Below are 14,807 nucleotides of genomic sequence, written 5' to 3' on the forward strand. Positions count from 1 at the left end.
ACGCTTTGCCGGAAGTTGAACCTGTGAGTGTGATGCAAAACCCAGACATCCCGACCACGGCCGGGAAAGGAAAAAGGTAACTGCCCCCGATTCGAGGGCAGTTACCTTGTCGACAAACCTACTTCTCCTGCTGCTTGCGCCAGCGAATCCCGGCCTCCAGGAACCCGTCGATCTCACCGTTGAACACGGCCTCGGGGTTGCCGACCTCGAACTCGGTGCGCAGGTCCTTGACCATCTGGTACGGGTGCAGGACGTACGAACGCATCTGGTTGCCCCAGGAGTTGCCACCGTCGCCCTTCAGGGCGTCCATCTTGGCCTGCTCCTCCTGCCGGCGCCGCTCGAGCAGCTTCGCCTGCAGAACGTTCATGGCCGTCGCCTTGTTCTGGATCTGCGACCGCTCGTTCTGACAGGAGACGACGATGCCGGTGGGGAGGTGGGTGAGACGCACCGCGGAGTCGGTGGTGTTCACGCCCTGGCCGCCGGGACCGGAGGACCGGTACACGTCCACCCGCAGCTCGGACTCGTCGATCTCGATGTGGTCGGTCTGCTCGACCACGGGGAGCACCTCGACACCGGCGAAGGAGGTCTGCCGACGCCCCTGGTTGTCGAAGGGCGAGATGCGGACCAGCCGGTGGGTGCCCTGCTCGACGGAGAGCGTGCCGTAGGCGTACGGCACCTGCACGGCGAAGGTGGTCGACTTGATGCCGGCCTCTTCGGCGTACGACGTCTCGTAGATCTCGGTCTTGAAGCCGCGCTGCTCGGCCCAGCGCAGGTACATGCGCTGGAGCTTCTCGGCGAAGTCGGCGGCGTCGACGCCACCGGCCTCGGCCCGGATGTTCACGAGCGCCTCACGGGAGTCGTACTCACCGCTGAGCAGCGTCCGGACCTCCATCTCGTCCAGCGCCTTCTTCACGGAGGCAAGCTCGGCCTCGGCCTCGGCGCGGGTGTCCGGGTCGTCCTCCTCCTCGGCCATCTCGAACAGCACGGCGAGATCGTCGATCCGGCCGCGCAGCGCGTCGGCCTTCCTGACCTCGGCCTGGAGGTGGGAGAGCTTGCTGGTGATCTTCTGCGCCTCGTCCGGGTTGTCCCACAGGGACGGCGCGGCCGCCTGCTCCTCGAGCACGGCGATGTCTGCCCTCAGCTTGTCGAGGTCCAGAACGGCCTCGATCGACTCCATGGTCGAGGAGAGGGACTTGAGCTCTTCGGATACATCGACGACTGCCACGCTCCCAGCGTAACGGCTCCGCCAAGCGGGGAGCGCCGGTGACGGCGGCTCCGCCGGGCGGGGACGCCGGTGACCACCGGACCCGGTCGGTCGCGAGGTGCGTCATCCCTGGTCAGGGCGTTGCCGGTGCCGAGCTCTCCGTGTCCTGGGGCCTCGCCCCCGCGTCGTCGCCCGAGGTCGCAGCCCAGGTGCCGGCGCCCACCGCGGCCACCAGGACCGCCGCCGCCACGCCGAGCGTGATCCGGCGGCGGCGTGTGGCGGCGCGGTTGCGGGCGGAGCCGGGCCGGGGCGTCCCCGCCGCCCGCGGCACGCGCGCCGTGCCGTGCGCCCCGCCCGCCAGCTCGTCGGGCGCGGGCACCCGCATCGACGTGTGCGTGTCCCGGTTGGAGTCCGGTTTCGCGCCGGGCACCAGCGGGACCGAGCCCCGCCGCTGTCGTCCGGCAGGCGCGGGGGACGCGGCGGAGGACCCCGTCTCCTCCGGCTCGCCCTCCTCCGTCTCCGTGTCCGGCTCGTCCACGTCCAGCGGCGGCATTCCCGCAAGCGTCGGCAGCTGCTCCCGCAGCCGTGCCGCCAGCTCGGACGCCCGCAGCCGCGAGGCCGGCGCCTTCGCCAGGCACTGCACGATCAGCTGCCACAGCTCGTCCGGGATGCCGGGGAGGGGGGCGACGGTCTCCGTGACGTGCCGGCGCAGTACCGCGCCCGGGTGTCCGCCGCCGAACGGCGTGAAGCCCGCCAGCAGCTCGTAGAGGACGGTCGCGAGCGCGTAGATGTCCACCGAGGCGCGCGGCGGGAGGCCCTCCACGATCTCGGGGGCGAGGTAGTCCGGCGTACCGATGATCTTGGTGGCGCGGGTCCGCTTCGGGGTGTCGATCAGCTTGGCGATCCCGAAGTCGGTCAGCAGGGCGCGGTGCGAGCCGCCGGGGCCCAGCGGGCCCTGCATGTCCAGCAGCACGTTCTCCGGCTTCACGTCGCGGTGCACGACCCCGGCCGCGTGCGCGGCGGCGAGTCCCTCGGCGACGTCCGCGACGATCGCCACGGCGGCCTCGGGCGCGAGGCGCCGGTCGCGCTCCAGGCGGGTGCGCAGGTCCGTACCGCGGACGAGGTCCATGACCAGCGCCAGGTCGTTGCCGTCGACCACCAGGTCGCGTACGGAGACCACGTTCGGGTGCTCCAGGCCGAGCAGGGCGGTGCGCTCCTGGACGAAGCGTCCGACGAGCTCCTCGTCGGACGCGAGGTCCTCGCGCAGCAGCTTGACGGCGACGGGTCCGTCGGGCCCCTCGCCCAGCCACACCGTGCCGGCGCTGCCCCGGCCCAGGATCTGGTGGGCGGTGTACCGGCTGCCGATCTTCCGTGCCAAGACTGCTCCTACAGACGCGTGTTGCCGACAAAAGTACGCGTCCGACGAGCCAACCTTCACCGCGGAGACGGAAATCACCCGTCAGTTGTCGACAAATCCCCGAACTCGCGGTCCGTCCGGGGCGGTGTCAGGCGCCGCTCGAACCGCTGCCCGAGCCGCCGACGGAGTCGGCCAGGTCCCCGATCCACCCGGCGGCCTTCTCGAACCAGTCGCCGAGCTGCTGCCAGTAGCCCTTGCCGGTGCCGATCCACTCCTGGAGCGGGCTCAGTTCCCAGATCAGCCACCCGGCGACGACCAGGATGACGATCGTGAACAGGCAGCCCTTCAGGCAGCCGAGCCCGGGGATCTTCATCGGGTTGGCGCTGCGCTGGCGGGGCTGCCGGGGCTCCCTCGGCTCCCGTGGCTGCCGGGGTTCCGGCGCGGGCCGCTGCCGCGGCTGCTGGGGCTGCGGCGCGTACCGCTGCGGCTGCTGCTGGGGCTGCTGCGGCGGTGCGTACGGCTGCGGCTGGCCGTAGCCCTGCGGCTGGGGCCGTTGCTGCGGGCGCTGCTGGGGCCCCGGCTGCTGCTGCGGGCGGGCGACCTGCCGCTGGGGGCGGCGGCGCAGCGGGTCCTCGTTCGGGTCCAGGTACTGGATCTGCGTCTGCTCGTTGCGGTCGCGGGCGGCGCGCAGCTGCGTCTGCCAGGGGTGCGGCTGCTCCGGCTGCTGGTCCTGCTGCCCGTGCTGGCCGGGCTGACCGGGCTGGTGCGACGGCACCGGCGGCAGGACGGCCGTCGGGTCGGCCGCGCCCGCCGGGACACCGGTGTGGGGCAGGACCGCGGTGGGGTCGGCGGCGCCGGGCGGGTTGGTGCCGGGGCCGGAGGTGTGCGGCAGGACGCTGGTCGCGGCGTTCGGGTCGTAGGCGCCGGCCGGGGCGCCCGGCACGGTCGCGGGCGCCGGGTCGGGGGCCAGCAGATGGCCCACGCCCTCGGCGGCGGCGATCTGCATCGAGTTCGCGTGCACCCCGACGCCCTCGGCGACGACGCGCAGCGCGCGAGCGAGGTTCTCGGCGCTGGGGCGCTCGTCGGGGTTCTTGCGCAGGCAGCGCTCGATGACCGTCCACAGCGGGTCGGGGACCGTGGACGGGCGGCGCGGCTCGGCGCTGAGGTGCTGGTGGAGGACTTCCAGGGCGGAGCCGCCGCTGAACGGCGGACGGCTGGTGACCAGCTCGTACAGCAGGATGCCGGCGCCGTAGATGTCGACGGCGGAGGTCTGCGGGCGGCCCTCGGCGGACTCCGGGGCGACGTACGCGGGCGTGCCGACGAACTCGCTGGTGCGGGTCAGGCCGGGGGAGTCGGCCAGGCGGGCGATGCCGAAGTCGGTGAGCAGCGGGTGCATCTCGCCGCCGTTCTGCATCAGCAGGACGTTGGCCGGCTTCAGGTCGCGGTGGACGACGCCGTCGGCGTGGCTGGCGGCGAGCGCGTCGGCGATCTGCGCGGTCAGCAGCGCGGCGCCGACCGGTGAGAAGGGGCCGTTCTCGCGCAGGTAGCGGTGCAGGTCGGGGCCTTCGACGAGGTCCATGACCAGCGCCAGCAGGTCGCCCTCGACGACCAGGTCGCGGACCCGGACGATGTTCGGGTGCGTCAGGCGCAGCAGTACGGAGCGCTCCCGCAGGAAGCGCATCACGACATCGGCGTCGCTGGCGAGCTCCTCCTTGAGGACCTTGATGGCGACGGTCTCCCCGGGCTGACCGGGCACGGCCGCCTCGGCGCCCGCGGTCTCGCGCTGGCGGGCTCGCCAGACGGTGCCCGTGGCGCCGCGTCCGAGCGGCTCCTCGAGCAGGTACTTGCTGCCGACTGGCCGCACGTCACGTGCTCCCTGCTGATCGCTTGCCGGTATTCCGACCCACTTGTTTCCGACCCACTGTAGTGCCGTGTCCCCGACACCGGGCTGTCGTCTTCCTGTGGGCCCTGCGTACGGATACGCGCCCCTTCCCGTCCATGTTCGAAGGAAAGACGCTTGCCTCGGTCCGTTGGTTGCCGGAGGCGGACGTGACCGATCTCAAGCGGTCACCGCCGGGTCATCGGTCAGGCACTTTTGCGGGCAGAGCCGACCAATCAAGATCACTTGTCTCCCGGTGGCGGGCGCATTGTCAGTGACAGGTGCGAGGATGCGTGCAGTACTGGCCGACGTGCTCGTGCGGGGTGGGGGAAGTCCGCGCCCGGGCAGAAGGGACCGCTGACGGCGATGCAGATCCGGCTGACCGTCGTAGACCCGCAGGGCCCGCCCGCCGGGGCGCGGGACCGTGCCGCGAGCTGCGACGTGCTGGTCACGGCGCCCGCCGGCACGGCTCTGGCCGCGGTGGCGTCCGCCCTGGCCGCGGCGGTCTGCGGAGAGGGTGGCACTGCTCCGTCCGGGGGAGCCCAGCCCGTGCTGTACGCGGGCGCGGAGCGGCTCGACGCCGGGCGCTGCACGCTCGGCGAGCCGCCGCTGACCGACGGCGCCGTGCTGTCCCTGGGCGCCCCGGCGGACCCCGAGCCGCATCCGGAGGTCGACGACGCCCCGGCCCGGCTGGACGTGGTGGCCGGCCCGGACGCGGGCGGGGTGCATCTGCTGCACGGCGGTCAGATCCGCGTGGGCCGCTCCGCCGACGCCGACGTCCCGCTCGACGACCCGGACGTCTCCCGTCTGCACTGCGCGGTGACCCTCGGGGCCGACGGCCGGGTCACGGTCGCCGACCTCGGCTCCACCAACGGCACCACCCTGGACGGCACCCGCGTCCAGACCCGCCCCCTCCGCTTCGTCCCCGGCGCGCTGCTCAGGGTCGGTGAGTCCGCCCTGCGGCTGGCGCCGCCCGGCGGGGCGGGGGCGCGGGTGGCGACGACACCGGACGGCGAGGGGCACGTCCGCGTGCCGTGCGGGGGCGCGGCACCCGACGACCCGCCTGCGCCCGCCCCGGGCGCGGCACCCGCGCGCGGGACGAGCGGTGCCGTCGCGGACACGGCGGGACCGCCGGCCGCGGGGCACCCGCGCGAGACGGACACCACCACCGCGAGCACGCCTCCCCCACGCGGGACCGGCGGCGCCGACGCCCCTGCCGGCCGCACCGGCCACGCCTACGGCTCGGTCGACTGGAGCGGCTCCGCCCCCACCCGCGGCGAGCGCGCGTCCCGCGCGGGGCACGCGCCCGTGGTGCCGGGCCAGGGCGGCGCCCCGCACATCGAGAGCCGCGCCGCCACGCGGCGGCCCCCGACCGCGGGCGACGGCTCCGGGGACACCCACGGCGGCCGCTCGGGCCTCGGCTCCTTCACGACGGCGGACGAGGCCCGCGGACCGCACGTCCCCGCACCACGCGCGGAGACCACCCCGCCGCCGCACGACGACGAGGGCGGCGCCGCAACCGGCCGCAAAGGCACCCCCCTGCGCGGCACCGACATACCCCAGGGCCTCCGCAAACGCGGCGGCCTCTCCGCGTGGGCCCGGCGCCTGACCGGCGGACGCGGCGGCGACCAGGAGCCGGCCGAGCCGGACACCCACCCCGGGGAACCGGCCGGCGCGGCGGCGGAACCCGCACCCGGCGCCTCCCCCGTACCGGACACCTGGCCGGACCCGGCCACGCTGCTGCTGGCCGCGCTGGGCCCGGGCCCCCGTCTGTGGGAGCGCGGGCCGGGTCACCCGGAGGCGCTCGCGGTCCGGCTCGGCACGGCGGACCGGGCGGCGCCCGACGGCTCGGGGATGCTGCCCGCCGTACCGGTGACGGCGGGCCTGCGCGAGGTCGGTGCGCTGGGCCTGGCCGGGCCGCGCCCGCGGCTGGCCGGGCTGGCGCGCGCGGTGCTGGCGCAGCTCGCCGCGCTGCACTCCCCGGACCTCCTGGAGATCGTCCTGATCAGCACGGACCGCGCGCGTTCCGAGGAGGAGCGCACCGCCGAGTGGTCCTGGCTGGGCTGGCTCCCGCATCTGCGTCCCGCGCACGGCCAGGACTGCCGTCTCCTCCTCGCCTACGACCGGGACCAGGCCACGGCCCGCGCCGACGAACTCCTGCGCCGCCTGGAGGACCACTTCGCCGACACCGGGGCCACGGCACCGGTTCCCGCGCCCCGAGGCACCGGCCGCCGCCCCTCCTGGGCGGTGGCGGACGACGCCGGGGACGGCTTCCCCGGCCCGTACACGGTCGTCGTCGTGGACGGCGACCCCGGCGGCGCCGACCTGCGCGAGGCGATGGCCCGGCTGGCGACGGCGGGCCCCCGGGCCGGCATACACGTGGTGTGCCTGGCCGAGACGGCCGCCGCCTCGCCCGCGTCGCCGGTGACGGACACGTACGAGGCGGCCTGTGCGGCGGCGCCCACGTTCCGCGCGTGCGGGGCGGTCGTCCTGCTCAGCGGGGACGTGGCGACCGCGCTGCGGCTGCTGCGGGTGGTGCCGGCCGGGTCGGAGCGGGAGCGCCCCGGCCCGGTGGGCCACGGCACGGTCGGTGCCGTGGACGCGGTGTCCGCGGCCTGGGCGGAGCGTTTCGCCCGGGCACTGGCCCCCCTGCGCCCGGACGGCGCGGGCGGCGGCGAGCGCCCCGCGCGGGTGTCGGCGCCACTCCCCCAGTCGGCGCGGCTCCTCGACGAACTGGGTCTCGCCAGGGCGACCCCGGCCTCCCTGATGGCCCGCTGGGCCGACGCGGCCGACGACGCCGAGGCGCTGGGCGGCCGGGCCTGGGCGGTGCTCGGCGCCGGACCGCGCGGCCCGGTCACCGTGGACCTGGCCGCCGAGGGCCCCCACCTGCTGATCGAGGGCCCGGCCGGTAGCGGCCGTACGGAGCTGCTGCGGGCGGTCGTCGCCTCGCTGGCCGCCGCCGAGCGCCCCGACCGGCTGGGCATCGTCCTGCTCGACGGCCGGGACACCGTGGGCAAGGGCGGCGGCCACGGCGACGGCCTGCGCGTCTGTACGGACGTACCGCACGTCACGACGCATCTCACCGCCAACGACCCGGTGCGAATGCGGGAGTTCGCGCAGTCGCTGAGCGCCGAGCTGAAGCGGCGGGCCGAGCTGCTCGGGCGGTCCCACTTCACCGAGTGGCACACGCACCGCGCGGTCTCGGGCCGCATCGTCCCGCAGCGGCAGCCGGGCGGCACGGGAGCCGGCGCCGCCGACCTCGACACCCCGCCCAGCTCGACCCTGCGCCTGCGCCCCAAGGCGGCGGCCCGGCAGCGGACGGAGGCGGCACCGCCGCTGCCCCGCCTGGTGGTCGTCGTCGACGACCTGGACGCCCTGGTCTCGCCCGCCCTCGGCTCCCCCGGCCGGCCCGCCGCGGGTTCCGTCATGCGCGCGCTGGAGGCGGTGGCCCGCGACGGAGAGCGGCTCGGCGTCCACCTGGTGGCGGCGGCCGGCCCGGGGGGCCGTACGGCCGAGTCGGAGCCGGCCCGGCAGGCCACCCTGCGGATCACCCTCGACGCCCCCGGCTCGGGCACCGAGGAGCCGGCCCCCGGCCGCGGCCGCCTGCAGAGCGCGGACTGCCGTCTCACCCCCTTCCAGGGCGGCCGTGTCACGGGCCGCATCCCCCGCACGGCGACCCTGCGCCCCACGGTGGTCCCCCTGGAGTGGCAGCGCATGGGCGACCCCCCGACCCGCAGACCCGTCCGCGAACTGGGCAACGGCCCGACCGACCTCGCCCTCCTGGCGAGCGCACTCGAACGGGCGGCACGGGAGGTGTCGGCGGTGGAGGTGCCGTCGCTGCTGTAAGCCGTCGCCCTTTCGGCCCCGTGCTTTCGGCCCCGTGAGACCGTGCATGCCTCCCGCGGCCCGTGCGGCCGTGCCCTTCGGGTGTTTCCCGCCCTGAGTTGCCGTGGGCTTCCCGCCCTGAGTCGCGGCGCCGGTCACGGCAACTCAGCCCGTCCGGCGATGGAGGACGAGGCCGTTCAGGCCGAAAGCGGGGGTCTGCGGGCTGCAAGCCCCCGGCGAGGTCCGCACCAACTCCCCGCACGCCTCCCGCCAACGCCGGCGCAGCGCCCCGCGTCCCGTCACGACGCGGTCACGATCCCCCTCTTGACACGCCATGCGCTCTTGCCGACCCCCAGCACCCGGCGTAGACCAGTGCCACGGGACAGCGCTCGACGTTCGACGAGGAACGAAGAACGGGGCAGTGATGCGCAGCAGGAGCCACACCATCCGGACACGCAGGACCGTGAAGACAGCCGCCACGCTGCTCGCGGGAGCCCTCGCGCTCTCGCTCACCGCGTGCGGCGGCGACGACGACAAGAGCGGCGGAAGCGAGAGCAGCCCGAGCAAGGAGACGGGCAGCACCCTCACCCTCCCCAAGCTGAACGGCACGACGCTCGAGGTGGCCGCCGTGTGGACGGGCCCCGAGCAGGCCAACTTCAAGAAGGTCCTGGCGGAGTTCGAGAAGCGCACCGGCGCGAAGGTCACCTTCGTGCCCGCGCAGGACCCGATCATCAACTTCCTCGGGTCGAAGATCGCGGGCGGTCAGCCGCCGGACGTGGCGATGCTGCCGCAGCCGGGCGCCATCCAGCAGGCCGTGGACAAGAAGTGGGCCAAGCCGCTGGGCGCCGAGGCGAAGGCGGAGCTGGCGAAGAACTACTCGCAGGGCTGGCAGGACCTCGGCACGGTCGACGGCACCCAGTACGCCGTCTACTACAAGGCCGCCAACAAGTCGCTGATCTGGTACAACGCCAAGGTCTTCGAGAACGCGGGCGCGAGTGAGCCCAAGACGTGGGACGAGTTGCTGACGACCGCCCAGACGGTCTACGACTCCGGCGTCACCCCGTTCTCGATCCCGGGCGCGGACGGCTGGCCGCTGACCGACTGGTTCGAGAACGTCTACCTCTCCCAGGCGGGCCCGGAGAAGTACGACCAGCTGGCCAAGCACGAGATCAAGTGGACGGACCCCTCCGTGAAGGAGGCCCTGACCACGCTCGCCCAGATCTGGGGCAAGAAGGACTACGTGGCGGGCGGCGCCGACGGCGCTCTGCAGACGCAGTTCCCCAACGCCGTCACCCAGACCTTCACCGGCGGCGACCAGCCCAAGGCCGCGATGGTCTACGAGGGTGACTTCGTGCAGGTGAACATCGCGCAGACCGAGGCGAAGGTGGGCACGGACGCGAAGGTGTTCCCGTTCCCGGCGGTCGGCGACACCGCGCCCGTGGTCTCCGGCGGTGACGCGGCGGTGATCCTCGAGGACTCGAAGGGCGCGCAGGCGCTGGCGACCTTCCTGGCCTCGCCGGACGCGGCGGAGATCCAGGCCAAGCTGGGCGGCTACCTCTCGCCCAACAAGAACGTCGACCCGGCCGCGTACCCGAACGACGTGCAGCGGACGATCGCCGAGGCGCTGATCGAGGCGGGCGACGACTTCCGCTTCGACATGTCGGACCAGGCCCCGCAGGCCTTCGGCGGCACGCCCGGCAAGGGCGAGTGGAAGGACCTCCAGGACTTCCTGAAGAACCCGACGGACGTGGCCGGCACCCAGGCGAAGCTGGAGTCGGACGCGGCGACGGCGTACGGGAACTGATCCGGGGATGGCGTCGAAAACGGCGGCGGGGGCTCCCGGGGCCCCCGCCCCTCCTCGCTCGCGCAAGAGCGTGACCGGCACCCGCAGGACGGTGGCAGCGCTGTTCCTGCTGCCCGCCCTGGTGCTGCTGGGCGCGCTCGTGGTCTACCCGATCGGGTACTCGGTCGTGCGCAGTTTCTACGACCAGTCCGGCGACGGCTTCGCCGGCATCGACAACTACAGGGCCCTGTTCACGGACGACGGCATCCGTACGGCGCTGAAGAACAACGTGCTGTGGGTGGTGTTCGCGCCGACGGTCGCGACCGCGCTCGGTCTGATCTTCGCGGTGCTGACCGAACGGGTGCGCTGGGGCACGGCGTTCAAGCTGGTCGTCTTCATGCCGATGGCGATCTCGATGCTCGCCGCCGGCATCATCTTCCGGCTGGTCTACGACCAGGACCCGGACAAGGGTGTCGCGAACGCGGTGTGGGTCGGTGTGCACGACACGTTCGCTCAGTCGTCGGCGTTCCCCAAGGCCCACCCGGGCCGCGAGTCGCCGCTGCGACCCGAGAGGGGCGGCGGCTTCATCACCAGGGAGCCCGTCCGCGCGGGCGACCCGGTCGCCCTGCCCCTGGTCGGCGTCGCCCCCGACCTGATGCCCGACAGCGCGGAGAAGGCCGTACGGGCGCAGCCTGAGCCGGGCAAGGTCACCGGCACGACCTGGCAGGACTTCACCCGCGGCAAGGGCGTCGGGACCCTCGGCGCCCCGGACCCGTCCGAGCTGGGCTACCCGGGGATGCGGATCGAGGCGGTCAAGGACGGCAGGGTCGTCGCCTCGACGAAGGCCGCCGGCGACGGCACGTTCACCCTTCCCGAGGCGGCGGACGGGGCCCTGCTCCGGCTGCCCGCCGACAACTTCGAGGAGCCGTACAACGGTCTGGACTGGCTCGGCCCGTCGCTGGTCACCCCGGCGATCATCGGGTCGTACATCTGGATGTGGGCGGGCTTCGCGATGGTGCTGATCGCGGCCGGTCTGGCGAGCGTGCCGCGGGAGCTGATGGAGGCGGCGCGGGTCGACGGGGCGAACGAGTGGCAGGTGTTCCGCAGGGTCACGGTGCCGCTGCTCGCACCGGTCCTCGCCGTCGTCGTCGTGACCCTGATGATCAACGTCCTGAAGGTGTTCGACCTGGTCTTCATCATCGCCCCCGGCTCCTCCCAGGACGACGCGAACGTGCTCGCCCTGGAGCTGTACCGCAAGGGCTTCTCCGAGGACCAGCCCGGTATCGCCAGCGCCATCGCGGTGTTCCTGCTGCTGCTGGTGATCCCGGTGATGTGGTTCAACATCCGTAGGCTCAGGCGGGAGGTGCGGCGATGACGACCTCCGTCGAGACCGTGCGGGCGAAGCAGTCGCTGGGCGCGAGGATCGTCGAGAAGCTGGGCGGCGGCCTGGTCCGCGTGTTCCTGATCGTCGTCGGGCTGTTCTGGCTGGTGCCGACGATCGGTCTGCTGGTCTCCTCGCTGCGCTCGCCGGAGGACATCGGCGCGAGCGGCTGGTGGGAGGTGTTCACGCAGCCGGCCCAACTCACCGCGGACAGCTACCAGAAGCTGCTGGAGAACAGCGACATCACCCACTCGATCGTGAACACGGTGCTGATCACGGTGCCGGCGACGGTCCTGGTCGTGGTCATCGGTTCGCTCGCGGGGTACGCGTTCGCGTGGATGGAGTTCCCCGGCCGGGACTGGTGGTTCCTGGGCGTGGTCGGCCTGTTGGTGGTGCCCGTGCAGGTGGCACTGATCCCGATCGCCGAACTGTTCGGCAAGGTCGGCCTGTTCGGCTCCGTCCTCGGTGTGATCCTGTTCCACGTGGGCTTCGGTCTGCCCTTCGCGGTGTTCCTGCTGCGGAACTTCTTCGCGGAGATCCCCCGCGAACTGCTGGAGGCGGCCCGTCTCGACGGCGCCGGTGAGCTGCGGCTCTTCGTGCGGGTCGTGATGCCGCTGGGCGGGCCGGCCATCGCCAGCCTGGGCATCTTCCAGTTCCTGTGGGTGTGGAACGACATGCTGGTCGCGCTGGTGTTCACCAACGCCGACAGCCAGCCGATCACGGTCGCCCTCCAGACGCAGGTACGGCAGTTCGGCAACAACATCGACGTGCTGGCGCCCGGCGCGTTCATCTCGATGGTGATCCCGCTGGCCGTGTTCTTCGCGTTCCAGCGGCAGTTCGTGTCCGGTGTGATGGCCGGCGCGGTCAAGTAGGCGGTGGCGCAAGGGGGGTGGGCCGTCACCGGTCCGCCCCTCGCCGTTCACCCGGTGTCCCCCGGATGCCGTAGGCGAACGTAACCAAGTCACTCCATCGGCCGTTCCCGGGCCAGGTCCTGTCTCCTCGTTCCCCGTCGTCCGCCCGGAGGGCGGGGCGGACGGGAACGCGACGGCAGGGGCCTACCGCCCGCGCCGACCCATGGATGCCCCTTGCCCAGGTTCAGTGTCATCATCCCCGCGTACAAGGTTCAGGCGTACCTGCACGAGTGCCTCGAATCGGTGCTGTCCCAGTCGTACGCCGATCTCGAGGTGATCGCCGTCGACGACCGTTCGCCGGACGCCTGCGGCGAGATCATCGACGAGTTCGCGGTGTGCGACCCGCGTGTGCGCCCCCTGCACCTGCCGGAGAACGTCGGCCTGGGCCGGGCGCGCAACGCCGGTCTGGCGCAGGCGACCGGCGACTACGTGCTGTTCCTGGACTCCGACGACACGCTCACCCCGGACGCGCTGGACGCGATCGCCGACCGGCTGAAGGAGACCGGCGAGCCGGACGTCCTGGTCTACGACTACGCGACCACGTTCTGGACGGGCGAGGCGGAGCGCAACAGGTTCGCCGCCCAGCTCACCGAGCAGGGCCCGGCGCCCTTCCGCCTGGAGGACCGGCCGGGCCTGCTCAGGGTGCTGATGGTGGCCTGGAACAAGGCCTACCGGCGGGATTTCGTGGCCCGCGTGGGCCTGACCTTCCCGCCCGGCTACTACGAGGACACCCCCTGGACCTATCCGGCGCTGATGACCGCCGAGTCGATCGCGACCCTGGACCGGGTCTGCGTGCACTACCGGCAGCGCCGCCGGGGCAGCATCCTGTCCACCACCAGCCGCCGGCACTTCGACGTCTTCGACCAGTACGACCGGGTCTTCGCGTTCATCGACGAGCGACCCGAACTCGCCCGCTGGCGGCCGGTGCTGTTCCGCCGCATGGTCGACCACCTGACGACCGTGTTCACCAGGCCGGGCCGGCTGCCCCGCGGATCGCGCGCCGAGTTCCTGCGCCGGGCCCGCGTCCACTACCGCCGTTACCGCGCCCCCGGCGCGCCCGTGCCGCTGCGCTCCCGGGTGCGGCACACCCTCGTCCACCTCGGCCTGCACCGCACCTACCGGGCCCTCCAGGCGGCCGCGACCCTGCGCCGCCGCACGCTCAAGCTCGCCACGAAACTCGCCCGCGCCCTGCGCGCGGGGCTCCTCCAGGCCCACTACCGGATCCAGCTGCGGCTGCCGCTGCGCGCCGACCGGGCCGTCTTCTCCGCCTACTGGGGCCGCGGCCACGGCTGCAACCCGGGCGCGCTGGAGGCCGCGTTCCGCAGCGTCGCGCCGCGGGTGCGCACGGCGTGGATCGCCCGCCCCGAGCACCAGCACACGATCCCGCCGGGCCCGCGCCCGCTGCGCCCCGGCACCGCCGCCTACTGGACGGCGCTGGCCCGCTCGAAGTACCTCGTGAACAACGTCAACTTCGACCGCCGTCTGGTCAAACGCCGCGGCCAGGTCTTCGTCCAGACCCAGCACGGCACCCCCCTCAAGCACATGGGCCTCGACCTCCAGGAGCATCCGGCGGCCGCCCGTGACATGGACTTCGAAGAGCTGCTGCGGGGCGTCGACAAGTGGGACTACGTCCTGTCCGCCAACCGCCACACCACCCTCACCTGGGAGCGCGTCTATCCCGGCGGCTACACCACGCTGGAGTACGGCTACCCCCGCAACGACGTCTTCCAGCGGGCGACGGCCGCGGACGTGGCCCGTCTGCGCGAGACCCTCGGCATCCCCCGCGACACGGTGGCGATCCTGTACGCGCCCACCCACCGCGACTACCGCCGCACCCAGCGCCCCGCCCTCGACCTGGAGCGGATCCTGCACCGCCTGGGCCCGCGCTTCGTGATCCTGGCCCGCGCCCACTACTGGCAGCCCGAGGGCCTGCCCCGCGGCGGCCGCGTCCTCGACGTCACCGGCCACCCCAGCGTCGAGTCCCTCTGCCTGGCCTCGGACGCCCTGGTCACCGACTACTCGTCGATCATGTTCGACTACGCCAACCTCGACCGCCCGATCGTCGTCCACACCCCCGACGACGACTGGGCGGCCTACCAGGCGGCCCGCGGCACCTACTTCGACCTGCGGGCCTTCCCGCCGGGCGCGGTCGCCCGCAGCGAGGACGAACTGATCGACATCTTCGCCACCGGCCACTGGTGCGGCTCCCGCTCCGCCCAGCTGCGCGCCGCGTTCCGCGAGCGGTTCTGCCCGTACGACGACGGACGCGCCGCCGAGCGCGTCGTACGGCACGTCGTGCTGGGCGAGACGGGGCAGCCGCCGGTCGTGCCGCTCGCCGAGCGCCGGCCCGTGCCGTCGGCGGCGGCGCCGACGCGCCCCACGCTCACCACCGTGCCGCAGCCGTCCGGTCCCCGCACCGTCAGCGAACGCCGCTGAGGGCCGTGGGCCCGCACGGCTGCCGGAGCAG

At 73.5% G+C, this 14,807-nt stretch carries 8 protein-coding genes; 5 read left to right on the top strand and 3 right to left on the bottom strand.

Going from position 1 to position 14,807, the window contains the following annotated elements:
- Positions 1-118: 118 nt before the first annotated feature.
- From prfB to ACF1A1_RS20350, 3 genes are all read right to left on the bottom strand, one after another.
- Positions 119-1,225: a peptide chain release factor 2 gene (gene prfB, locus ACF1A1_RS20340; RefSeq protein ID WP_392001535.1), complete on the bottom strand. Its 1,107-nt coding sequence runs from the start codon at positions 1,223-1,225 to the stop codon at positions 119-121.
- Positions 1,226-1,337: 112 nt separating this feature from the next.
- Positions 1,338-2,582: a serine/threonine-protein kinase gene (locus ACF1A1_RS20345; protein WP_392001537.1), complete on the bottom strand. Its 1,245-nt coding sequence runs from the start codon at positions 2,580-2,582 to the stop codon at positions 1,338-1,340.
- A 127-nt stretch (positions 2,583-2,709) separates the two neighbouring features.
- Positions 2,710-4,425 carry a protein kinase gene (locus ACF1A1_RS20350; protein WP_392001538.1) on the bottom strand — a complete coding sequence of 572 codons (1,716 nt, stop codon included), beginning with the start codon at positions 4,423-4,425 and terminating at the stop codon, positions 2,710-2,712.
- Positions 4,426-4,806: 381 nt separating this feature from the next.
- Between ACF1A1_RS20350 and ACF1A1_RS20355 the strand changes: the two genes are divergently transcribed.
- The 5 genes from ACF1A1_RS20355 (at position 4,807) to ACF1A1_RS20375 (ending at position 14,776) form a co-directional block, all read left to right on the top strand.
- Entirely contained in the window at positions 4,807-8,286 is a 3,480-nt protein-coding gene (locus tag ACF1A1_RS20355) for an FHA domain-containing protein (protein WP_392001540.1), read from the top strand.
- Positions 8,287-8,689: 403 nt separating this feature from the next.
- Positions 8,690-10,069 (top strand): ABC transporter substrate-binding protein, encoded by a 1,380-nt coding sequence (locus tag ACF1A1_RS20360; RefSeq protein ID WP_392001542.1) that lies wholly within the window; start codon positions 8,690-8,692, stop codon positions 10,067-10,069.
- Positions 10,070-10,076: 7 nt separating this feature from the next.
- Positions 10,077-11,423: a carbohydrate ABC transporter permease gene (locus tag ACF1A1_RS20365; protein ID WP_392001543.1), complete on the top strand. Its 1,347-nt coding sequence runs from the start codon at positions 10,077-10,079 to the stop codon at positions 11,421-11,423.
- Entirely contained in the window at positions 11,420-12,301 is an 882-nt protein-coding gene (locus ACF1A1_RS20370; protein WP_392001545.1) for a carbohydrate ABC transporter permease, read from the top strand. Before ACF1A1_RS20365 ends, ACF1A1_RS20370 begins: the two co-directional genes overlap by 4 nt.
- A 213-nt stretch (positions 12,302-12,514) precedes the next feature.
- Positions 12,515-14,776 (top strand): CDP-glycerol glycerophosphotransferase family protein, encoded by a 2,262-nt coding sequence (locus tag ACF1A1_RS20375; protein WP_392001546.1) that lies wholly within the window; start codon positions 12,515-12,517, stop codon positions 14,774-14,776.
- Positions 14,777-14,807: the final 31 nt, after the last annotated feature.

Origin of the sequence: Streptomyces sp. NPDC014995 (assembly GCF_043080745.1) — a bacterium.
GTDB lineage: Bacteria > Actinomycetota > Actinomycetes > Streptomycetales > Streptomycetaceae > Streptomyces.

Excerpts from the sequence above, each read along its gene's own strand:
- ACF1A1_RS20365 (WP_392001543.1), top strand. The coding sequence starts at position 10,077 with ATGGCGTCGAAAACGGCGGCGGGGGCTCCCGGGGCCCCCGCCCCTCCT.
- ACF1A1_RS20355 (WP_392001540.1), top strand. The coding sequence starts at position 4,807 with ATGCAGATCCGGCTGACCGTCGTAGACCCGCAGGGCCCGCCCGCCGGG.
- ACF1A1_RS20360 (WP_392001542.1), top strand. The coding sequence starts at position 8,690 with ATGCGCAGCAGGAGCCACACCATCCGGACACGCAGGACCGTGAAGACA.
- ACF1A1_RS20370 (WP_392001545.1), top strand. The coding sequence starts at position 11,420 with ATGACGACCTCCGTCGAGACCGTGCGGGCGAAGCAGTCGCTGGGCGCG.